The following is a 22,483-nucleotide window of genomic DNA, read 5'->3' as shown; positions in this document are numbered from 1 at the left end:
TGAGGCATGGCTCATCCCGGTTTCTTTCAGCGCCAGGCCCATGCCCGGCGCAACACCAGTCTGCTGGTCTTCCTTTTCCTGACGGCGGTTGCGTTTATTACGCTCGCCGTCTGCCTCGTAGGGTATTTTGTAACCCGCAGTGAATCCTCAGGCCTCGCCTTCCACCACTGGCTGCTATCCAACCATGGCCTTTTAACGGCCGTTACCGTTGTCGGGCTGATTGTTCTTGGCTCTCTGCTCCGCTGGGTCGACCTTGCCGGCGGCGGCGACCGGGTTGCCAAAATGGTTGGCGCACGACCGATTGATCCGGATACCCGGGACAGTGACGAACGTAAACTGCGCAATATTGTCGAGGAAATGGCCATTGCCAGCGGTGTGTCTGTACCGGAACTTTACGTGATGGACCAGGAAACCGGTATCAATGCCTTCGTGTCAGGCTACACTCCCGGCGAAGCCGTCATGGTCGTCACTCACGGAGCCATCACCCAGCTATCCCGGGACGAACTGCAAGGCGTGGTCGCCCACGAGTTCAGCCATATTTTCAACGGGGACATGCGGCTCAACGTCCGGCTCATTGCTTTGCTCGCAGGCATCCTGATGATCGGTCAGATTGGCGGGTTCCTGCTTCGAGCTTCCTTTTATCGTGGCCACAGGATGGGTCGATCCCGAGACGGAAGGGCTCAGGCGGCCATGGGCATTATCGGCCTGGCGCTGTTCGTGATCGGCTATGTGGGAGTTTTCTTTGGCCGGCTCATACAGGCGGCCGTCTCCAGGCAGCGAGAGATGCTGGCCGATGCCTCGTCCGTGCAGTTTACCCGTAACCCCGAAGGCATCGCCGGCGCACTTTTCAAGATCGGCATGAAGGGCGGCTACCTGGACACTACCAGCCACGCCAGCGACATGAACCACATGTGTTTCGGCGAGAGTGCCCGAATGAAGTTTACCTCGCTGCTGGCCTCCCATCCGCCCATCGACGAGCGCATCAATGCCATCCAGCCCGGCATGCTGGCCAGATTGCGCAGCCGGCTGAGGGATACCGAACCCGGCGCCGACCTGTACCGCAGCTCCGCATCGGCGCCTGAAACCGGCGCATCGGGATTCACCGGGGCGGCATCCGACATCCTTGGACCGGTTACCAGCAAGAGCGGGAGAACCTCGCCCCTGGCGTCGAGCGCCGAGGCGCCGATCAAGCCGGGGCGGAAATTCTCAGACCAGGTTGGAACCATCAACCGGAAAAGTGAAGATTTCGCGCTGCGCTTCCTGGAACGCCTGCCAGCCACCTTCCGGAACCTGCTGTACACCCGGGCTGGCGCCTCACAACTTTGTTACGCCATGCTGATCTGTGAATTGCCGCGACCGCAGCAGGAGGAACGACTGAACCTGCTGCCGGCTCACCCGGTATTGGGCAGCCAGCCGGACCTGCTGGAAAAGCTCTTACCCGCACTGAAAACCATCGGGGAGGGCGTCCGTTTTCCTGCCCTGGAACTTGCCATGCCGGCGCTGCGCAAGCTGGATCCGGAAGAACGGGAGATGCTGATTACCAATGTCCAGAAGCTGGTTGCGGCGGATAATCGGGTCACCCTGTTCGAACTCGCCTTGACCAGTTTCCTGTCCCGCCATCTGGGCGATGAGGCAGCCAGAGTGGTTCCGGTTCGCTACAAGAGCTACAAACCGGTCATGCCGGCCCTCCAGCGACTTCTGAGCCTGATGGCAAGGGCGGGGTCTGCGTCCCAGGCTGACGCCGAGAAGCTTTATCGGGAAGCCATGGCAGGCTTCATGAATGCGAAGGATGGCAATGAGCCGGTTCTGGAGAAAGTCACCATGCGCCAGCTAAGAGAGGCCTTAACGGCCCTGAACGGCCTCTCGCCTTTGCTGAAACCGGCGATCATTGATGCCTGCGGGTACTGCATCACCCGCGACGGCAAGGTGGAAACGCGGGAGTATGAGTTGATGCGCCTGGTGGCGGATCAGATGGATTGTCCGATGCCGCCACTGGCTGTCTGAACGCTTACTTACTGTACGCGGGTGCTTTCGCCTTCAAACAGTGCGTCCACCGTCGGGCGCTGCTCTTCGGTAGGCATGCCCAGCTTTTCTCGGATATTCAGGTTAACGTCCCACAGCTGATTGAACTTGTCAGAGGTGGCCGCAACGGCTTCCTCTTTACCCAACATAATTTTCGGGCGCAGGAACACCAGCAGATTACGCTTTACCCGACGCTCCGATTCCGATGAGAACAGACGCCCGACGAACGGAATATCACCCAGCAGGGGCACCTTGCTCTTGTTGATCTGATAATCATCACGGGTCAAACCGCCCAGCACGATGGTCTCACCGTCATCCGCGAGCACCGTGGTCTTGATTTCCCGTTTGTTGGTAACGATGTCTGACGCATTTTCAATGCTGTCTGCCACGCTCTCCGTGGTCTGCTCCACCACCAGACGGACCAGGCCATCAGCACTGATGGTCGGGGTTACCTTGAGGGTCAGACCGATATCGCGACGCTCGATGGTGGTGAATGGATTGGTGGTGCCATCGCCGGTAACGGTGGACTGGCCTGTCCGGAACGGCACGTTCTGGCCCACAATAATTTCCGATTCCTGGTTATCCAGGGTGATGATGCTGGGCGTGGACAACAGGTTGGCTGCCGCAGAAGTGGACAGCGCTTGCAGCAGAATGCCCCAACTGACCCCGTTCTCGTTACGCTGGCCGGCGCCAATGGTGATACCACCTGTTGCCGGGGTAATGGCAGATTCAGTCAGAATCGCACTCAGCACCTCACCGAGGCTCCGGCCCACATTACCGAAGTTGGTGCCCGCAACCGGCGTCGATTCGCCGGACTCGTCACCCACGGCAACCTGAACGCCCAGATCCTGGCCCAGCTCGTCACTGATCTCGACAATGGCTGCCTCAATCATCACCTGGGCACGACGCACATCCAGCGCGGCAACAATCTGTTCGGCTTCCTGCATCAAAGAGGGCTCACCACGAACCACCAGCGCATTCAGACCCTCATCGGCGAAGACCGCGAAGCTACTCTGAGGCTTCGCGCCACCCCCGGCGCCACCCGAGCCAGCGCCCTCTTTAACCAGCTCGCCCATAACCCCCTTGAGAATCTCAGTGAGGTTTTTGGCGTCGGCGTGTTTGAGCCTCAGGACTTTGGTGGTACCGCCGGTTGCCGAAGGCTGATCCAGTTGCCGGATCAGGCCGCGCATCTTGTCCCGGAAGGTTTCATCGCCCCGCAAAATCAGCCGGTTACTGCGCTCATCGGCGGTTACACTGTATTTTCTGGCGGCATTTTCGCCGCCGGCCCGGCCCAATTCATCGGGAGCCAGTTCCTGCAGCAGAGTGACCATATCACCCACCCAGGCTTCCTGAAGCTGGATAACCTCCACTTCGTACTTGGAGGGGCTATCCAGTTCCCGTACAATCTGCTCGATTCGCTGGATGTTGGAAGAATGGTCGCTGATGATCAGCGCGTTGGCAGCGGCTACACCGGCCAGGTGGCCATACTTGGCCACCAGCGGGCGAAGAATCGGAACCAGCTCCAGGGCATTTGCGTTATCAATCTGTATGACCCGGGTGATCAGCTGTTCCGAGGGCGTTTCCGGAAACCGCTCCAGAATCTCCGCCGACTGCTTGGCGTCAACCTGCTGCACCACCTTGATCACTTCTTCGCCAGGAATGGCCGTAAACCCGTGGACGTTCAGAACCGCCAGGAACAGGTCATAAATCTCATCCTTGTTCATCGGCGCGCTGGAAAGCACGGTAACCTTGCCCTTCACCCTGGGATCCACCACAAAACTGTACCCGGTAATATCGGCCACCTGGGTCACAAAGGCGCGGATATCGGCGTCCTTGAGATTCAGCCGCCATGTCTCGGCTTCCTGCCCGTGCGCCATGGACATAAAGGGCAGGAGAACAAGCAGGACAATAGCCCGCAAAAGATTGATCTTGTGGTTATACATCTGGCGATTTCGTCCTGTTTCAATGAACCCGATCAGCGCCACTGTTCGGGTATGGCATAACTTATGGTGAGGATGGATCCGTCACGCTCGATTTCGATCTCCAACTGTGCCTGACCGCGCCAGTTCTCAAGCAGGGCCTTGTCCTGACTGATATCTCCCAGTCGCTGGCCGTTGATCGCCGTTATTACGTCACCGGCCTGCAGGTTGACAGCATTCAGCATGGCATTGGAGCCGTCGTATACGTACCCTGACATGCCGCTGTCATCCACCGGGCTCAACCCGAAAGGCGCGAGAGCAGCAATGCCCTGGCTATCAATCTGCTCGCGGGCGCTGGCCAGAAACTCATCAGGTCCTGATTCTGCCGGCTCGGCAGTTACTTCTGCAACCAGATCTGAAGACACCTGCTCCTCAAATGTCAGGGTCTCGTACTGTCCGCCCCGACGAATCAGAATTCGACCCGGCTCGACTTCGGCAAGCTCGGCGTTGCCGGGCAACATTTCCCCGACCCGGTAATACGCCGTTTCACCATTGCTTCCAGCAACTATAGCACCGGAGTCCTCCGGGCGCTGCGCTACCAGCACCCCTTCGAGCCGAAGTCGAAGGCGGGTTTCCGGAGCCGAGCGGCGAACGGCTTCCGCCACCTGAACCGGCTGCTCCGAACGCCCGAAGAAATCGTAAACGGCCATGGAAGTCGTCAGACCGCTGCTCCCGGCCATGTTCCCGGCACTGTTCGACGCTGGCGCACTTGGGACCGGCCTGTCCTCCCAGGCGAACAGCCAGGTCATCCGGGCGAGCGTGACAGCCAGATACACCACCAATACCAGCAACAACAGGTTCGCCAGAGTCCGCGAAATCCGGCGCTGGGCCGGGGTACTTAACATAGCCATACTATCGCGCCCCCGGGACAAGAGGCTGGCGCACCCGGAACACCACATCGCCGGGGCTGGCAGAATCCGGCCAGGGCTGACCTGCCAGGTCCACCATTCGCTTGTAGACACGCAGTTCCAGCATTCCGTTCCAGAACACCGTGGCATCTGCCGCCGGACCCTGTCCGCCCTGTTCGGAAACGCTCAGGGCAACGCCCCCCTGGGTGGTATCCATGGTCGCCTGCATGGGCGGAAACTCCGCCCGACCCCGCTGGTCGCCCATGGGCCAGGTCACCAGACCGCCATCCCAGCGCCCCAGGCCTTCAGCGCGTGTAATCCGGTTATCGGCCCAGGCCATAGTCAGCCGGTCGATCATCACCTCGCCTTCGATCATTGCACCGCCACTCTGGCGAATCAGGTCTTCAAACTCGGCTACCATAACCCGCCCACTCGCATCCAGCTGCGCACTGGCAGGCCAGCCAATCGTAACATCGCCATTAAGCGAGGATTGTGACGACTCGACAGAAATTGTCATTGGCCATTTCAGGCTGGTGACCTTTGGCATGTGAAGACGCCAGTCAACACGCAGCGGGAAGCCGGCAACCACAACCCCGGCCTCACCATCCCATACTTTTCCGGCAACCTGTCGCACCTGAACCTGGGGCGGCAAAGAAACGTGAGCAGAAGCCTGCTGCCAGACCCACCCAGCAGGTACCAGAAAGACCAGTGACAGCAGATAAACCAGAGCGCCCAGCAGCAGGAGCAGAAACACCTTGCCGGGGCGAAGAAAAGTTTTGGGTTCAGCGTCACTCATTCGGCGTTGCACAGATAATGGACCGGAAGCCGAGTCTAGCAAAGGCATTGCCCAAGTTCATGACAAAAAAACAAAAACCCCGCGTTGGCGTGAACCAACGCGGGGTTTTCAGTGGTGATCGGGCAGCGCCCCAAAACTTCGGAGCGCCTGGGATCAGGCCGGCATTACATCATGCCGCCCATGCCTCCCATGCCGCCCATGCCACCCATGTCCGGCATACCGCCGCCGGCTTTCTCGTCTTCCGGCTCATCGGCAACCATCGCCTCGGTGGTGATGATCAGGGACGCAACGGAAGCAGCTGCCTGCAGCGCGGAACGGGTAACCTTGGCAGGATCCAGAATACCCATTTCCAACATGTCGCCATACTGCTCAGTAGAGGCGTTGAAGCCGAAAGAGCCTTCGCCTTCACGAACCTTGGCAACCACCACAGAAGACTCACCGCCTGCGTTGTACACGATCTGGCGCAGCGGAGCTTCCATGGCACGGCGCAGGATGTTCACACCGGCTTTCTGCTCTTCGTTGATGGCATCTACCTTGTCCAGAGCCGCAATAGCGCGGATCAGGGTAACGCCGCCGCCCGGCACAATGCCCTCTTCAACCGCAGCGCGGGTGGAGTGCAGTGCATCTTCAACGCGGGCCTTCTTCTCTTTCATTTCCACTTCGGAACCGGCACCAACCTTGATGACGGCAACACCGCCAGCCAGCTTGGCAACACGCTCCTGCAGCTTCTCCTTGTCGTAATCGGAAGAGCTGTCTTCGATCTGCTTGCGGATCTGCTCAACGCGAGCTTCGATGTCCGCCTGTGCTCCTGCACCGCCGATGATGGTGGTGTTTTCCTTGGTCACGTTGACACGCTTGGCTGTGCCCAAGTCATCCAGGGTGGTGTTCTCGAGAGTCAGGCCGACTTCTTCGGAGATCACGGTACCACCGGAGAGAATCGCGATGTCCTGGAGCATTTCCTTGCGACGATCACCAAAGCCAGGCGCCTTAACAGCGTTGACTTTCACGATGCCACGCATGTTGTTCACGACCAGAGTTGCAAGCGCTTCGCCTTCGATGTCCTCAGCGATGATCTGCAGCGGCTTGCCAGCCTTGGCTACAGCTTCCAGCACCGGCAGCAGCTCTCGGATGTTGGAAATCTTCTTGTCGACCAGCAGGATGTAAGGGTCTTCCAGCTCGGCAGACATGTTGTCCTGGTTGTTGATGAAGTACGGAGACAGGAAGCCACGGTCGAACTGCATACCTTCAACCACATCCAGCTCGTCTTCCAGGCCACGGCCTTCTTCAACGGTAATGACGCCTTCCTTGCCAACCTTTTCCATCGCGTCGGCGATGATCTTGCCGATGGTCTCGTCGCCGTTGGCAGAGATGGTGCCTACCTGGGCAATCATCTTGCTGTCGTCGCAGGGCTTGGCCATCTCGCGGATCGCTTTGACCGCTTCGGTCGTGGCCTTGTCGATGCCGCGTTTCAGATCCATCGGGTTCATGCCGGCAGTAACGGCCTTCACGCCCTCGTTAACGATGGACTGGGCCAGAACAGTTGCAGTAGTAGTACCGTCACCAGCCGTGTCGTTGGCCTGGGAAGCCACTTCTTTCACCATCTGGGCGCCCATGTTCTCGAACTTGTCAGCCAGCTCGATTTCCTTGGCCACGGAAACACCATCTTTGGTGATGGTCGGCGCGCCGAAGGACTTTTCCAGAACCACGTTACGGCCTTTCGGGCCGAGGGTCACTTTAACCGCGTCTGCCAGAACGTTGACGCCCGCGACCATGCGCTTCCGCGCGCTATCACCGAATTTAACGTCTTTTGCTGCCATGTCTTCTATTCCTGTTCGTTAAACCGAAGTAACTGAATTAATCGGATTAATGAGAGTTCGTGCGATTCGCCTCAGCGATCACTCAAGCACGCCGTAAATATCGCTCTCGCTCATGATGAGGAGCTCTTCGCCGTCGATCTTGACGGTGTTACCGGCGTACTGGCCGAAGACCACGGTGTCACCCACCTTGACCGCCAGTGAGCGGGTTTCGCCGTTTTCCAGAATGCGACCGTTACCAACGGCAATCACCTCACCCTGGGAAGGCTTCTCTTTGGCGTTACCCGGCAGCACGATGCCACCCGCAGTTTTCTCTTCTTCTTCCTTACGGCGCACGACAACACGATCGTGTAGCGGACGAATTTTCATTGCTCGGTTTCTCCAATAGTCAGATTAATGTGGCAATGACATTGTTGATGTTGGTCGGATCGGCAAAACCGGACCCGACAAATTGCCCGGCTGGATAACCAACTGTTTTCAGTGGAAATCAGCCTGCAGCGAACTTGTGGTTCCTATTTGGGGTAGCGGGTAGGTGTTTTCAACACCCCGGAGAGAAATTTTTTCACTTTTTTTCGATCCGGTCCCGATCGGATTCCGTCTCGTCCTGATACTCGCCTTCTATGATGTCGCCGTTACTGTCCCGGTCAAACGGGCGTTGCCGACCGAAGGGATTTTCGCGGCCACCGAACGGATCCTGCCCGAAAGGGTTCGACCCGCCGCCAGCACGGAAATAGAAGCTGCTGCTCCGGCTTTGCCCAGCCACAACCATGCGCTTGAGCGCCTGGGCTGCCAGCCAGTGACGGGACCCGGGAATCAGGCACAGAAAACCGACCGTATCGGTAATAAAGCCCGGCGTAAGTAATAGGGCACCACCAATGGCCAGAATCAGCCCCTCGGCGACCTCCTTGGCAGGCAATTCCCCACTGTTCAGCCGCTGATTGGCCTTTAATAGCGTGGCAAGGCCCTGCTGGCGAAGCAGCCACGCACCGATCACGGCAGTCAGCAGCACCAGCCCGATGGTATTGAGCACACCAATCATGCCGCCTACCTGAATCAATACCGCCATCTCGGCGATTGGCATGATGATAAAGAGAAAAAGAAACACTGACATCGGGACCTCAAGGTCTGAGCAGGAATTTCAGAAGGTCTGGTATACTCGCAGGCCTTCAGTTTCTAACAAGAAGCCATGCACATGGCTCAACGCATCAGTGACACCGGGCCTCCGTGGAATGTTGGAGGCCAAGGATGGCCGGAAACAAGCGCACATGGACGTGCTCGTAGCGGTTCCACGGAGGCCCGGTGTCACTGGTGCCAGCACCCAAGCCGGAAGGCCGAGGGCAATAAGACGCACAGCAACCGTAAAACCACCTGATAACAGTAGTTAGGGCAAAACATGAAACTTCAAGATTCCGTGATTGCAATTACCGGCGGCGGCCAGGGCCTTGGCCGTGCCATGGGCGAATACCTTGCCGCCAAAGGTGCCAAAGTCGCGCTGATCGACCTGATGCCGGAAAAGCTGGATGAAGCGGTTGCCGCATGCAAAGCCGCCGGCTCCGAAGCCAGAAGCTACGTTTGCAACGTCGCGAAGGAAGAAGACGTCGAGAAAACCTTTGAAGCCATCGTAAAAGATTTCGGCCACCTCAATGGCCTGGTCAACAACGCCGGTATCCTCCGCGACGGCCTGATGGTAAAAGTGAAGGATGGCGAAGTCGAGCGCCGTATGGAGCTGTCCCAATGGCAGGCAGTTATCGACGTAAACCTCACCGGGGTATTCCTCTGCGGCCGCGAAGCAGCCACCCAGATGATCAAGAACGGCGATCAGGGTGTGATCATCAACATCGCTTCCATTTCCCGTGCCGGCAACATGGGCCAGAGCAACTACTCCGCCGCAAAAGCCGGCGTCTCTGCCCTGGTTCCCGTGTGGGCCAAAGAACTCGCCCGTTACGGCATTCGCTGTGCCGGCATCGCCCCGGGCTTCATCGAGACCGAAATGACAGCGTCCATGAAGCCTGAAGCCCTGGAGAAAATGACCGCAGGCATTCCGCTCAAGCGCATGGGCAAGCCGGAAGAAATTGCCTCGGCGGCCGCGTTCATCTTTGAGAACGACTATGTTTCCGGGCGGATGATCGAGGTGGATGGGGCTCTTCGGCTCTGACCCGTCGGGCTACCGGCGAATGGGGCGCCCAAGGCGCCCCATTACCACCGAAACCTCGACATCGAAACCCGCCCATCAACGACCTCAACACCCTCGGCCTCAAGACGGCTAATCTGCTCTTCAAATTTCTCGGACCCAACGGGAAAGGCAATCTGGCCGTTACTACGAATAACTCGATACCACGGCACGACATGGCCTTCTGGCAGCTTACCCAAGGCCTTTCCGATATACCTGGCCTGACGACCCAATCCAGCCATCTCTGCAACCTGCCCGTAACTGACCACCCTACCCTTTGGGACGGCCAGTACCACTTGCCAGATTTTCTGGTCTTTTGTTGGTTCGGACATCAAGAGCTCACCGCTTCTGCGTCAGGCTTTGATTCATGTCGAGGCGCTAACGCATCCAATCGATCACCATGTCGAATCATAAAAATGGCCAACAGGATGGCCGGCACACCCATTATGCCCGCCACCAGAAAGAACTCTGCGTAACCGAAACCAGCCACAACTATGCCTGAGAAACCACCGATGAACTTGCCAGGCAGGGTCATCAGCGAACTGAACAGAGCATACTGGGTAGCTGTAAATGAGGCACTGGTCATGCTGGAAAGCCAGGCAATCAGCGCCACGTTGGCAATGCCGCCACTGAGGTTATCGGCGCTCACCACGGCGGCCAGGGTAATGATGTTGGGCGGGTACTGGGCCAGAACGACAAACAGAAGATTGGTGGCGGCGGTCATGATTGCGCCAAGCAGAAGAATCCGGCGAACCCCGTAGCGAACCACCATAACCCCACCAACCAGCGAACCGGCGATGGTCATGAAGAAGCCAAAGATTTTGGTGACATCCGCCACCTGGGTTTTGCTGAACCCCATAAAATCCAGGTAGAACGGATTGGCCATCACGCCCATGGCGATGTCGGAGATCCGGTAGACGGCAACCATCAGCAGAATAATGAGGGCCAGCTCTTTGTACCGGCGGAAGAAGTCCAGGAAAGGGCCGGCCACGGCGGCGTAAAACCAGCCAACCAGCCTCGCCAGGCGGGGATTCAGATGTGTGAGCTTGGCGGCCTCCTGCTCGATCTTGTGGGCAATGTCCCGGGCGGCGGCAAAGTGGTTCACACTGGGCTCACGCACAATGAGCACCGTGAGCGCGCCAACTCCCACCAGGGCCGCCATGACCTCATAGGAAACTTGCCAGGACCAGAATTCCGCAAGGTAAAGAGCACCGGCGCCGGCCACCAGAAGCGCGAGACGGTAGCCAAAGATATACGTTGCGGCGAGGGCGGCCTGGAGCCGTTCCTCGGCAATCTCAATGCGGTAGGCATCAATGGCCACATCCTGGGTAGCGGAGGAAAAAGCCACCAGCAGACCCCAAAGCGCCATCATTTCTGGCGCCGCCGTGGCATCCACCTGAGCCATCAGGTACAGCCCCGTGGCGATGCCCGCCTGCGCAAAAATAATCCAGCTACGTCGTTTGCCCAGCAGCCGATCAAGCAACGGCAGTTTCAGGCGGTCCACCACCGGCGCCCAGAACACCTTGATGGAATAAGTTATGCCCAACCAGCTGAAAAACCCGATGGTCGCGGTTTCGACCCCGACATCCGCCAGCCGGGCATTCAGGGTGGAGAACACCAGCAGAAAAGGCAAGCCCGCCGAAAAGCCCAGGAACAACAGGGCGATCACCTGCCAGCGGGTGTAGGTGTAGAGCGTATCGCGGATCAGCGTCAGGCGGGTGCCGGTTAAGATAGTGAAGCCTCCGGATCAATCGCGGAAATTATTGAACTGCAGCGGGATATCCAGCTCGGCCTCGCGCAGCATTGCGATCGCGGTTTGCAGATCATCCCGCTTCTTGCCGGTTACCCGAACCTTGTCGCCCTGGATACTGGCCTGCACCTTGAGCTTGGCATCCTTGATCATCTTCACGATCTTCTTGGCCATGTCGGTTTCAATGCCCTGCTTCAATAGCAGGTGCTGTTTGACCAGCTTGCCGGCCTTGCTGTCGCCGTCTTCTGCCAGCGCACGGGCATCGATATTCCGCTTGGCAAACGCCATCCGCAGCATATCCAGCAACTGTTCCAGCTGGAACTCCTGCTCCGCACTGATGGTAATGCCCTTGTCGTCCAGCTCGATGTCGGCTTCAACGTTCTTGAAGTCCCAGCGATTGCCCAGTTCGCGCTTCGCCTGGTCGACCGCATTGGTCACTTCGTGCATATCGATTTCTGAAACAATGTCAAAAGAAGGCATGGTCGTTATTCTCCAACAGGGTAAGAAGGTATACTTCTTCAATCTGCCGGGGATGATACCAACCCCCGGCAGCTCCCGCACCTGACAACGGACTGGTAAAAGTAGAAAACAATGCCAAATCTGGACCTGCCCATCCTTGTAGTAGACGACGCGAAATTCAGCAGTATGGTGGTTGGCCGCACGCTGCGAAATGCCGGCTATCGCGACGTACGCATCGTCAATAACGCACCCGAAGCCCTGCAGCTGATTGAACAGCGCCCGGTCAGCGTGCTGATTGCCGACTGGCTGATGCCCGAGATGGATGGCCTGGAACTGACAGACCAGGTGCGACAACAGGACGAGCAGAACAATCATTACACCTATGTGATCCTGCTCACCGCCCGCGAAAGCGTCGAAGCCCTCTCGGAAGCCTTCGACCGGGGCGTGGATGATTTCATCTACAAGTCCGATATGACCAAGCAGCTGATACCCCGCATCTTTGCGGCCGACCGGATGGCGGACCGCCAGAACACCCTGCTCCGGGCCAACTCCCTGCTGATCGAAAACAATCGGGAACTGGAATCCACCAACATCATTGATCTGGAAACCGGTCTCTGTAACACGAAATACGGCCGTGAGCGGCTGACCAAGATGCTGCGCCACGCTGAATCCCGCGGCGGCTGCTCTGCCTACGTGCTGTGCGGCATTCGCAACTGGCAAGAGCTCAAGCGCAAACACCCACCGACGGTGATGAGTGAACTGGCCATCGGCATCGCCCGCCGCCTGAGCACTCTGATTCGGCCCATTGATGCCCTGTGCCGCGTTGGCGACAACCAGTTCGCCATCATTGCCTACTTCCCGAACAGCGACCACTGCACCACCACCGCTTTCCGGCGCGTGTTCGACGGCATCAACCACAAGGCTCTGAAGACGACTGCCGGCTACATTTCCGTGGAAGCGGGCATGGTGCTGTGCAAAGCCGACGCCCAGAACGGCACCCCGTCAATCCAGGATATGGAACGGGCCGCAGTGCAGGGACTGGTGGATGCCTACGATACACGCCGGTTTACCGAGACCGCACCCGAGATCGGAGCGACGGCCTGAAGCGGCGACACACTCGGTAACACTGATACACACTTCACAAACAGACAGGAAGGCCCGGAAGACTTATTCTGCAATCGTGGATTTAAGCAGTATCCCCCATGGTGGAGGAGCCGAGTAGTACCTCCGCCGCCATATGGGGAATCGAATCCACCGGATTAACGAATTTTTCAGGCACTTTCGTTCTTTCCTTGTTTTTAGGCCAGCTTTTTAGCTGGCCTTTTTATTTTCTGCCCCGGACGTTTCCGCGCCAGTTCCGTTATACTCCCGCTATAACGATTCCAAAAACAGTGCTGTAACCATGAAAACCCTCGGAACCGCTTCTGTCGCCGCCTTGCGCCAATACGTTCGTGCTGCCGAATCCACTGACGTGGACATCCATCGCCTTTTCGTCCAGGCCGAACTGGACCAGAGAATACTCGACACTGACGACGGCCGAATCAACGGCGAGCAGTTCCAGCACTTTATCCGTTTATTGTGCGAGCAAACCGGCAACCCGATTCTGGGCCTGGAAACCGGCGACTTCGTTCAACCTGGCTCCTACAGCGTGCTTGGCTATATCACCATGAGCTGCGCCACCCTGGGCGAGGCCGTGGCACGCATTGCGCCGTTCGAAAAACTCGTCGGAGATATGGGCACCACCAGCCTCGCCATGAAAGGCGAAGACATCAAACTGACCTGGAACTGCAACTACACCGATCCCGTCGTCCGCCCGCAACTGGTGGACAACGTATTTGCCTCCTGGGTGAACTACGCCCGCTGGCTTGCAGACAATCAGGACGCGTCGCCTAGCTCGGTAAAGCTCCGCCGATCCTCGCCAGGCTCGGAATTTGAAATGGCCTACCGGGAGCGCTGGCACTGCCCGGTGACTTTCTCAGCCGATGAGGACAGCATCACGCTCAAGAAAAGCCTGCTGGAAACCCGCCTGCGGCAACCAGACCCCCTGCTCCGAAAAACCCTGGAAGCCCATGCCCTGAGCCAGCTGGCCTCTCTGGATACCGACAGCGACCTGACCTCAAAAGTTCGCCACAGTATTCAGCAACAGCTGATGCAAGGTGTCACAAGGCAGGACATGGTGGCCGAGGACCTTGGCATGACAAGCCGGACTCTGCAGAGAAAGCTCGGGCAGGAAGGTGTGTCTTATCAGAAGCTCTTGGATGAAGTGCGGCAGAAAATGGCCGAGGACTATCTACGAAACAGCGAGTTGGCCATTCCGGATATTGCGCTAAGGCTGGGATACAGTGAAACCACGTCGTTTCACCGGAAGTTCAAGGCGGTAACGGGGAAGACGCCCGGAGAGTTCCGGGCGTCCAAAGAGCAGACTTAAAGCTTGCGGCCTTTGCCAGCAGCAATCCGAAGCCGCAGCGCATTCAGCTTGATAAAGCCTTCGGCATCCTTCTGATCGTAAGCACCCTGATCTTCCTCAAAGGTGGCAATCTTCTCGTCGAACAGAGAATCCTCAGACTTACGGCCAACCACATCCACATTGCCCTTGTAGAGCTTCAAGCGAACAGTGCCGTTTACATAGGTCTGGGTCTGATCGATCAGCGCCTGCAGAGCCTCACGCTCCGGGGACCACCAGTAACCGTTGTAGATCACCTCGGCATAGCGAGGCATGATGCTGTCTTTCAGGTGTGCCACTTCACGATCCAGGGTAATGGACTCGATGGCACGGTGAGCACGCAGCATGATGGTGCCGCCCGGGGTTTCGTAACAGCCGCGGGACTTCATGCCCACGTAGCGGTTCTCGACGATATCCAGACGACCAATACCGTTCGCACCCGCCAGCTTGTTCAGGGTTTCCAGAACCACGTGGGGCTTCATGTCCTGACCGTCGATGGCAACAATGTCGCCCTTCTTGTAGGTCAGCTCAACGTAGGTCGGCTCATCCGGCGCAGCTTCCGGAGAGACACTCCAACGCCACATATCTTCCTCGGCTTCCGCCCAGGGATCTTCCAGGTTGATGCCTTCGTAAGAGATGTGCAGCAGGTTGGCATCCATGGAGTACGGGCTCTTGCCCTTCTTCATTTCCACCGGAATATTGCGCTCTTCGCAGTACTTCAGAAGCTTCTCGCGGGAATTCAGGTCCCACTCACGCCAGGGCGCAATCACCTTCACACCCGGCTTCAGCGCGTAGGCGCCGAGCTCGAAACGTACCTGATCGTTGCCCTTGCCGGTCGCACCGTGGGAAATCGCATCGGCACCGGTCTCATTGGCGATATCGATCAAACGCTTGGCAATCAGAGGACGGGCAATGGAGGTACCCAGCAGGTACTCACCCTCGTAGATGGTGTTCGCGCGGAACATCGGGAACACGTACTCGCGCACAAACTCCTCGCGAAGGTCCTCGATGTAGATTTCCTTAACGCCCAGCGCCTCGGCTTTCGCCCGCGCCGGCTCAACTTCCTCGCCCTGGCCAATGTCGGCGGTAAACGTCACCACCTCACAGTTATAGGTATCCTGCAACCACCGAACGATGACGGAAGTATCCAGGCCACCGGAATAGGCCAGCACCACCTTTTTGATATCAGACATGCCCTTGCTCCAGACTGAACAGAATGGATGTGTTGAAAATAAGGGCGTCATTGTACGGGAGAGCGGGGGGAATGGCTATTGGGCCGAGGTATTAGGCGGGCATACGACAACCAAGGGGACAGATGAAAGCCTTCATCTGACCCCGATTTCACGGCAGAGGTTAGCGAACTCAAACAGCCTGCTGCTGCCCAATAGCCTCTTCGCGAATGCCGTCCCAGCCTTCTTTAACAGAGCGCAGAAGGGTCAGAACCTCATCCAGCTTGGCCAAATCGTTCTTGGCACTAGCTTCCAGAAGCGCCCGCTCCATGTAGTCATAAAGCGCCTCAAGCCGCGCAGCCAGATCACCACCCTGCTCGAAATCCAGGAACGAGCGGAGTCCACCAATGATCTCAATGGCCTTATTGATCAACTGGGCCTTGCCAGCGTAGTCCTTTGCCTGGATGCGGGACTTGGCCATATTGATCCGCTCGATGGCGCCGTTGTAGAGAAGCTGGATCAGCTTGTGCGGATCCGCATCAGTGATACTAGTTTGGGTGTTTACGTGCTGGTATGCCTGTAAACCGTTCATACTCGACCTCTTGGTTCGCTAATCGGCCCAGGCCGATCAGTTGTTGTTCCGGTTGTTTTGGGGTGCAAGCGCAGCTAGCTGCTGGCTTACGTAATCCTGTGTGCTGTTGAGCTGGGAAATCAGGGAGTCTGCTGCTGTGAACTGGCTGACCAACCGTTCACGATAAGCAGCAATGCGCTCCTCAAGACGAGCCTGATTTTCCTGAATCTGCTCAAGATCTCGGTTGAGGCTTTCAGTTCGGGATTCAATGGCGCCATCAGCACCAACAAAACTACTGACCAGATCGACGGTTCTTTCGGCAACCCCTTCCACAAAGGTAATAGAGCCGCGACTACCAGTCTGATCGCCAAGAATACGTACTTGGAGACCAGAAGCACCGCCGTTACCATTTCCGAGAAAAAGCACTTGGCCGTCGCCTTCCGCGGTTCGACCACCAATCGTTCCGGCCACATCGACACCAGACGTACCCGTGGCAACGGACAATCCGTAAGCAGAACCATCTTCTACTGAGGTCAGGCTAACGTTCGAATCACTGCCATATTCTGAAGACGTAAATGTAAGCTCGCCGCCACCGCCAACGCTAACCTGCACACCAGAACCAGACGCATTGAGAGCATTATTGGCATTTAACTGCGCCTGAATCTCGTCTGCCAGCTCTTGGGCTGTATTGTAGGTTTGCTGAGTGAGCTGAACGCTCACCGACGTTTCACCATTAACCTGGAACGTCAGCTCGTCATTGCCAGCGCCGATAGTCACAGGGGCAGTGAACGCAGCCCCAGACAATGAACCCTGCGTTGCCGCCTGGGTAATATTGATATCGTAACTACCCGGCTCAGTGTTCATGCCACTACGGACGAACTCGACTTGGCTATCAGTTGTCCGGCCTTGCTCAGCAAACAGTGCCGTCACATCGTCCGGGTTATTCTTCAGCTGCTCTTCAAACTTGGCGCGATCAAACTCCAGACCACCTGTTTCGAAGTTTGTCGTAATTCCCACATCCGCCAGGCTGCGGACACTGGAATTCTCCAGGCCCGGCACAACCCGTGTCAGCACCTGCCTTAATTGATTCTGGATCGACCGAACAGTGCTGTCGCCCGTGAGCAAGCTGCCAACGCCAGCCTCGGAGTTAAAACCTGCGAGGCTATCAATGGTCGCCTGAAGTGAATTGAATTTATCGACGAAGCCTTGAACCCGATCAGCAACCGCGCCGAAGTCTTGCTGAACCTTGATGACGGAGGAACCAGTCTCCGTAATATCAAAGGTTAAGCCGTCGATCACGTTCTCAAAGCTGTTAGTCGACCGGGTAACTTCAACACCGTTTATCTTCATAACGGCATCTGATGCAGCAATGGTCTCTTTCAGACCGGAATCTGCATCCATGCCGGTATTAAACGCAAAACGGGACAGCCCCTGGTTATCAGTGTCTGTGCCACCCGTATCGCCAGAAACTGAGATACTTACAGCGTTGGCAGTACCAGTCTCATCCGCAGAAAGGACCAATTGGAAGCCGTTCCCCGTATCGATCACTCCTGCAGAGACACCCGCATCCGAATCATTGATTGCGTTGGCAAGCCCCTGCAGCGTGTCGTTACTGTTATCGACGGTGATATTTGTGGTTTTATCGCCAACATTCAGTGTCAGCGTGCCCTGCCCCACACTGGTTGCGTCGCGATCGGCGAACACATCCCGGGAAGCCAAAGCCTGCGCACCAGCAAGACTGGTTACCTCAACACTGTAAGTGCCACGGCTGGCCTTGGTGCTGTCCACCGAGACCCCAATGCCTTCGTTAGAAGAACTTGCAGAAAACGCTTTGAGATTATCCGGGGCGCTGAGCTGGCGCATGGGTAGGCGCAATTCGGTAACAGCGCTTCGGAGCTTGCCATAAGCAGACAGCAAAGCCTGTGTTTGCTCTGTTTTCTGTGTAAGCCTGTTTTCCGTAGGTGCACGCTCGGCCTGAACCAACTGGTCCACAAGATCAGAGGTCAGAACACCTGAACCTATACCCAACGATGAAATGCTTGCCATGCTCATGCCTCCTCAAGGGGGCGAATCTCGTCATTGTTCAGTTTATCGGCAAAAAGCGGCAAAACTTTGCCTTTTTCTTCCGTCAATTTGTAACACCCTGTAACAGCTAACAACACCTCCCCTCTCACCTCGCGGGAGAGGGGAGAGGATTCTCCCTCTCGCCCCAAAACGCAGAACACCGCCGCCCCCTCTCGGGTGCGGCGGTGCTGAAATACCGTAGTTTATATCCGCATAAAAGCCAAAGCCCTTACACTTTGATATTAAACAAGGTCAGCGGCTCATCCTGCTGCAAGTTTTCTGCCAACCTCAATGCTAGCTCATCCGGAATCTGACGAATAACTTCTTTAGTCGACTGATCAACGACTTTCACGATGGTCTGACCAAGGTCGTTATCCACCTCAAACTGCAAATCCCGCTGCACATTCTGAACAAAATCGTTCAGTTGGCTCACCGCATCATCCAGTTGTTCCCGCTGGGCTTCACTCCGCGCCTGCAGCTTTTCAGCTTTAGACACGTCTGAAGTTACCTGTGGATTCTGGGCCTGGCTGACCGCGGCAGACGAACCAGCAAGGTCGGAGGCATTCCTGCCTTCGGCCTGAGATGACGAAATTGCCCGCGCCGGTGCTTGTTCACTGGTTCGAACCAGCTTCAGATCCGGGCTGTTCAGGTTAACGTCATTCATAGCTTTACCTCGCTATCCTCAAACGGCGTCAAGCCGGAACCCGAAGGTTCCGGCTGTTACCGCTAGCACCTTACTGCAGGAGGGACAGAACCTGCTGCGGACGGGCGTTTGCCTGAGCAAGGACGGAGATACCGGCCTGCTGCAGTACCTGGGATTTGGACAGCTTCGCGGTTTCTGCGGCGAAGTCTGCATCCAGGATTCGGCTGTTGGCCGCGCTCAGGTTCTCTGAGGTTGAGGCGAGGTTAGAAATGGTGGACTCAAAGCGAGCCTGGACCGCACCTAATTCAGCCCGAAGGCCGTTAACCTTATCCAGCGCGAAGTCAATTGTTTGAATGGCTTTGCCCGCATCTTCGCGGGTTAAAACGCTAACGCCGTTCACTGTACTGTTAGACTGACTCGCACCAATGGCTGTCCCGCCATCTTGAACCGTAAAAGTGTCAGCAGAAACTGAGAAGTCAGAGGAATCAACATCACTGGCCAACTGAATACCAGCATAAAAATTCTCAGGTGTATTACTGTCAAAGTTGGCGCCAGCCACCTTAATCGTTTCGCCGGTCGAGTTGGAGAGACGAAGCTCTGAATCACTGTTCGAGAGAGTGGCCGTAACGCCAGTTTTGTCGGAAAGAGCATTTATGTTGGCGGCCGTCTGCACGAGGTCGACAGTAGTATCAGAGTTCCCGCCATCGGCTACCACAATTTTTACGCCGTTTATGGTGATTTCACCATCAGCATCAGACGCACCAGAAGTCAAGTCACCTGCGATATCACCCGTTTTTACCTCGTTGGCCAATGACGCTGTAACGCCCGTTTCGCCACCCTTCGTATTAATCGCATCGACCACGTCAGCCGAACTAGTCGCGCTCGACGTATCTATGTCAGTACCTTCGATTACCAGCCCGGAAATTGAGGCAATATCCGAACCAGCAATAGAGGCGCTTGTAGATACACGCGCACCCAACTGGTCACCAGTACTGTTCAGACCCTCTACCTGAATTACCTGCCCCTGATTAGCACCTACTTGGAAGTTAAGTTCAGAAAGGTTTCCATTAAGAATATTCTGACCATTGAACTGAGTAGAGCCAGCAATCCGATTAACCTCTGCCACCAGTGCTTCCACTTCTTGGTTCAGGGCTTGACGGTCAGATGCTGAATTAGTGTCGTTCGCAGACTGAACGGCCAGGTCACGAATTCGTGAAAGTGCGTTTGTCACTTCACCGAGGGCGCCTTCCGCAGTCTGAGCATAAGAAATACCGTCGTTGGCGTTTCGCTGGGCCACATTAAGACCAGAAATCTGTGCACTGAAGCGGGTGGAAATCGCCAGACCAGCAGCATCATCTTTAGCAGAATTGATTCTTAAGCCGGAGGACAGACGCTCCAACGCTTGATTGCTCAAATCCTGTGATTTCTGAAGCTGGTTCTGAGCAGACAGTGACGCAACGTTAGTGTTAATACCGAGAGCCATTATGCTTCTCCTTCGACTGATGTCGTTATTTCATGGAAAAGGTCAGGCGCCCGTTTTCAGTTTGGGAGCGCCGCCCTGTTACACCACTTAACGGCGCCATTTCCGGTTGCTTTAGAAAAAAAAACGCCGTTTTTGTTAACAAATGTAAAACCGGCAATTCAATTCCCGTCAGAGCGGCAGCGCTTTGGCACAAGAATTCATAAGACCGACGCAGAGACCATTAAAATCCGATTATAAACAGACACTTAAAAGCAAACCATAAAAACTGGCACACCCTTCGCTTGCCTCCCTGCAAAACGGCAATTTAACGAATTTCAGCCGGCAACGGTTCCCAAGAAAGATCGGGCACCAGGCTTCCGGCACCTCTGAGCAGGGAGAATTGATATGCCTCAGATCATCAACACCAACATCGCGTCACTGAATGCACAGCGGAACCTTAATGCCTCACAGGGTGATGCGAATGTTGCACTTGAAAGACTTTCGTCCGGACTTCGCATCAATTCCGCAAAAGATGATGCGGCCGGCCTTGCTATCTCTGAGCGTTTCACATCTCAAATTCAGGGGCTCAATCAGGCGATACGGAACGCCAACGATGGCATCTCGCTCGCGCAGACAGCTGAAGGTGCTCTAGACGAATCTTCGAGCATTCTTCAGCGTATTCGCGAATTGGCCGTTCAGTCGGCTAACGCCACGAACTCTGCTTCAGACAGGCAAGCCCTTCAAGCTGAAGTTAATCAGTTGAAAGGAGAGCTCGAGCGCATAGCAACAACGACTGAATTCAACGGACTCAAGCTGCTAGACGGCAGCTTTCAGGCACAGAAGTTTCAGGCCGGCGCGAACGAAAACCAATCTATTTCCGTATCGATCACCGGTGCGCGAACGACCGACCTTGCCAATAACACCGTCGACAACCCGAACACGATTGCTCGCCAAGGCAGCGGCTCTGTTACAGCTGCAGGTGCCGACTCAACGGGTTTCAATACCATCGCTGCCCAGCAGTTGTCCGTATCCAGCTCCATAGGCAGTGCCACCGTTACTGTTGATCAGGGCGCAACTGCTGAAGAAATTGCGAACGCTGTTAATGACAAAATCGAGTCGACTGGCATCGAAGCCAGTGCCAGAACAACCGCTGAAATGTTCAACTTTGGCGGCACCGGCACCTACACGATGAAACTGTCCAGCGGCGGCGAGACTGCAACAATCTCTGCACAGATTGCAGATACGAACGACTTACGTCCTCTGGCCAGAGAAATCAACGCTGCCTCCGGCACAACCGGGATTTCGGCGGAAGTAGAAGGTGGCGTTCTCACGCTCATACAAGATGAAGGCAAAGACATCCTCGTGGATGATTTTTCGGGGAACGCAGGTAGCCCTGTCGCCGCTTTCAGAGGCAGCGCTGAAACTGGGGCGATTACTCTCAATGGTAGTGACCCGAACGCAGACAGCTCTCGAGCCTCGGGAGAAGTTACCTTTGATTCGTCCGTCAGCTTTGCAGTCAGTTCGTCAGTGGCTGCTGGATCTGGCAGCATTTTCAACGCTGCCGCCAACACGGCTGTCGGTTCAAACCCAGAGGACATTAGCAGTGTCAGCATCGGCACATTCGAAGATGCAACAAGGGCATTGGGCATTGTCGATGCCGCTCTGGAGACTATCAGCAGCATTCGAGCAGATCTGGGTGCCGTCCAAAACCGACTCGAATCGACAATCGCAAACCTGAGCACTACCTCAGAGAACCTTTCGGCGGCCCGTTCACGAATCCGCGATGCAGACTTTGCAGCAGAATCCGCCGAACTGGCCAGAACCCAGGTCCTCCAGCAGGCAGGGCTGTCCGTTCTGGCACAGGCCAACGCAAGACCCCAGCAGGTATTGCAGTTGCTGCAGGGTTAACGGTGCAGAACTAAACAGTGAAACCAAAACGGCCGGGCTAATTGCCCGGCCGTTTTGGTTTTATATTGCTCTAAATTCTCGGTGACTCGGATAAAAACCAGATGCTAGACTAAGTTTGATTAACTAAGTTTAGGAGCGCAAACCATGGAATCCATCAACATGCACGAAGCGAAAACCCGGTTGTCACAGCTTGTAGCTCGTGCAGCCAAGGGTGAAGCCTTCATTATTGCAAAGGCTGGCAAACCGGTTGCCCGCGTAACCGCATACGATGCCCCCGAAGCAGGTCAGCAGAAGAGAATCGGCTTTCTGGCAGGAGAATTTACTGTGCCGGATGATTTCGACCGGATGGGTCAGGATGAAATAGTCGACATGTTCGGGGGCTGAC

At 56.3% G+C, this 22,483-nt stretch carries 20 protein-coding genes; 6 read left to right on the top strand and 14 right to left on the bottom strand.

Going from position 1 to position 22,483, the window contains the following annotated elements; genetic code table 11:
- Positions 1–6: 6 nt before the first annotated feature.
- Positions 7–2,004 carry a M48 family metallopeptidase gene (locus ABNF92_RS17515; protein WP_349342878.1) on the top strand — a complete coding sequence of 666 codons (1,998 nt, stop codon included), beginning with the start codon at positions 7–9 and terminating at the stop codon, positions 2,002–2,004.
- Between the two features lie 8 nt (positions 2,005–2,012).
- Here ABNF92_RS17515 and gspD read toward each other — a convergent pair whose 3' ends face one another.
- The 6 genes from gspD to ABNF92_RS17485 all read right to left on the bottom strand — a co-directional run bounded on the left by gspD (position 2,013) and on the right by ABNF92_RS17485 (position 8,570).
- Entirely contained in the window at positions 2,013–3,965 is a 1,953-nt protein-coding gene (gspD, locus tag ABNF92_RS17510) for a type II secretion system secretin GspD (protein WP_069183672.1), read from the bottom strand.
- Positions 3,966–3,997: 32 nt separating this feature from the next.
- Complete coding sequence (locus tag ABNF92_RS17505; protein ID WP_069183156.1) at positions 3,998–4,852, bottom strand: type II secretion system protein N; 855 nt, start codon at positions 4,850–4,852, stop codon at positions 3,998–4,000.
- A gap of 1 nt (position 4,853) precedes the next feature.
- Positions 4,854–5,645 (bottom strand): type II secretion system protein N, encoded by a 792-nt coding sequence (gene gspN / locus ABNF92_RS17500; RefSeq protein WP_349342877.1) that lies wholly within the window; start codon positions 5,643–5,645, stop codon positions 4,854–4,856.
- Between the two features lie 164 nt (positions 5,646–5,809).
- Complete coding sequence (groL, locus tag ABNF92_RS17495; protein WP_153633641.1) at positions 5,810–7,462, bottom strand: chaperonin GroEL; 1,653 nt, start codon at positions 7,460–7,462, stop codon at positions 5,810–5,812.
- A 78-nt stretch (positions 7,463–7,540) separates the two neighbouring features.
- Positions 7,541–7,828, bottom strand: a complete 288-nt coding sequence (groES, locus tag ABNF92_RS17490) for a co-chaperone GroES (RefSeq protein WP_008171363.1) — start codon at positions 7,826–7,828, stop codon at positions 7,541–7,543.
- Positions 7,829–8,021: 193 nt separating this feature from the next.
- The gene (locus ABNF92_RS17485; protein WP_349342876.1) at positions 8,022–8,570 is read right to left on the bottom strand and encodes an FxsA family protein; all 549 of its coding nucleotides are present in this window, start codon (positions 8,568–8,570) and stop codon (positions 8,022–8,024) included.
- 282 nt (positions 8,571–8,852) lie between these two features.
- On the opposite strand from ABNF92_RS17485, the gene ABNF92_RS17480 reads away from it, so the two are divergent.
- Complete coding sequence (locus tag ABNF92_RS17480; RefSeq protein ID WP_349342875.1) at positions 8,853–9,614, top strand: SDR family oxidoreductase; 762 nt, start codon at positions 8,853–8,855, stop codon at positions 9,612–9,614.
- 41 nt (positions 9,615–9,655) lie between these two features.
- On the opposite strand, the gene ABNF92_RS17475 is transcribed toward ABNF92_RS17480, so the two are convergent.
- The 3 genes from ABNF92_RS17475 to ABNF92_RS17465 form a co-directional block, all read right to left on the bottom strand.
- Complete coding sequence (locus ABNF92_RS17475; protein ID WP_349342874.1) at positions 9,656–9,961, bottom strand: MGMT family protein; 306 nt, start codon at positions 9,959–9,961, stop codon at positions 9,656–9,658.
- Positions 9,961–11,298 carry an MFS transporter gene (locus ABNF92_RS17470; protein WP_349342873.1) on the bottom strand — a complete coding sequence of 446 codons (1,338 nt, stop codon included), beginning with the start codon at positions 11,296–11,298 and terminating at the stop codon, positions 9,961–9,963. The genes ABNF92_RS17475 and ABNF92_RS17470 overlap by 1 nt, the downstream gene beginning before the upstream one ends.
- A 78-nt stretch (positions 11,299–11,376) precedes the next feature.
- Positions 11,377–11,859, bottom strand: a complete 483-nt coding sequence (locus ABNF92_RS17465) for a YajQ family cyclic di-GMP-binding protein (protein WP_349342872.1) — start codon at positions 11,857–11,859, stop codon at positions 11,377–11,379.
- 111 nt (positions 11,860–11,970) lie between these two features.
- On the opposite strand from ABNF92_RS17465, the gene ABNF92_RS17460 reads away from it, so the two are divergent.
- Both ABNF92_RS17460 and ABNF92_RS17455 read left to right on the top strand, forming a co-directional pair.
- Positions 11,971–12,942: a response regulator gene (locus ABNF92_RS17460; protein ID WP_041645339.1), complete on the top strand. Its 972-nt coding sequence runs from the start codon at positions 11,971–11,973 to the stop codon at positions 12,940–12,942.
- A 298-nt stretch (positions 12,943–13,240) separates the two neighbouring features.
- A complete protein-coding gene (locus ABNF92_RS17455; protein WP_349342871.1) occupies positions 13,241–14,266 on the top strand; it encodes an AraC family transcriptional regulator in 1,026 nt (341 codons plus the stop codon).
- On the opposite strand, the gene ABNF92_RS17450 is transcribed toward ABNF92_RS17455, so the two are convergent.
- From ABNF92_RS17450 to ABNF92_RS17430, 5 genes are all read right to left on the bottom strand, one after another.
- Positions 14,263–15,474: an argininosuccinate synthase gene (locus ABNF92_RS17450; RefSeq protein WP_349342870.1), complete on the bottom strand. Its 1,212-nt coding sequence runs from the start codon at positions 15,472–15,474 to the stop codon at positions 14,263–14,265. The two genes, ABNF92_RS17455 and ABNF92_RS17450, sit on opposite strands and share 4 nt — an antisense overlap.
- Before the next feature lie 169 nt (positions 15,475–15,643).
- Positions 15,644–16,042 (bottom strand): flagellar export chaperone FliS, encoded by a 399-nt coding sequence (fliS, locus tag ABNF92_RS17445; protein WP_349342869.1) that lies wholly within the window; start codon positions 16,040–16,042, stop codon positions 15,644–15,646.
- A gap of 36 nt (positions 16,043–16,078) precedes the next feature.
- Entirely contained in the window at positions 16,079–18,067 is a 1,989-nt protein-coding gene (gene fliD / locus ABNF92_RS17440; protein WP_349342868.1) for a flagellar filament capping protein FliD, read from the bottom strand.
- A gap of 247 nt (positions 18,068–18,314) precedes the next feature.
- Complete coding sequence (locus ABNF92_RS17435; protein ID WP_349342867.1) at positions 18,315–18,749, bottom strand: flagellar protein FlaG; 435 nt, start codon at positions 18,747–18,749, stop codon at positions 18,315–18,317.
- A gap of 70 nt (positions 18,750–18,819) precedes the next feature.
- Positions 18,820–20,211, bottom strand: a complete 1,392-nt coding sequence (locus tag ABNF92_RS17430) for a flagellin (RefSeq protein WP_349342866.1) — start codon at positions 20,209–20,211, stop codon at positions 18,820–18,822.
- 384 nt (positions 20,212–20,595) lie between these two features.
- Between ABNF92_RS17430 and ABNF92_RS17425 the strand changes: the two genes are divergently transcribed.
- Both ABNF92_RS17425 and ABNF92_RS17420 read left to right on the top strand, forming a co-directional pair.
- On the top strand, positions 20,596–22,098 hold the full coding sequence (locus ABNF92_RS17425; protein WP_349342865.1) for a flagellin: 1,503 nt from the start codon (positions 20,596–20,598) through the stop codon (positions 22,096–22,098).
- Between the two features lie 144 nt (positions 22,099–22,242).
- Entirely contained in the window at positions 22,243–22,482 is a 240-nt protein-coding gene (locus ABNF92_RS17420) for a type II toxin-antitoxin system prevent-host-death family antitoxin (protein ID WP_349342864.1), read from the top strand.
- Position 22,483 lies beyond the last annotated feature (1 nt).

The sequence above is a fragment of the Marinobacter sp. MMG032 genome (assembly GCF_040112695.1).
Classification (GTDB): Bacteria; Pseudomonadota; Gammaproteobacteria; order Pseudomonadales; family Oleiphilaceae; genus Marinobacter; species Marinobacter salsuginis.
The sequence above is the reverse complement of the archived record's forward strand: the minus strand, read 5'-3'. Positions and strand labels throughout refer to the sequence as shown.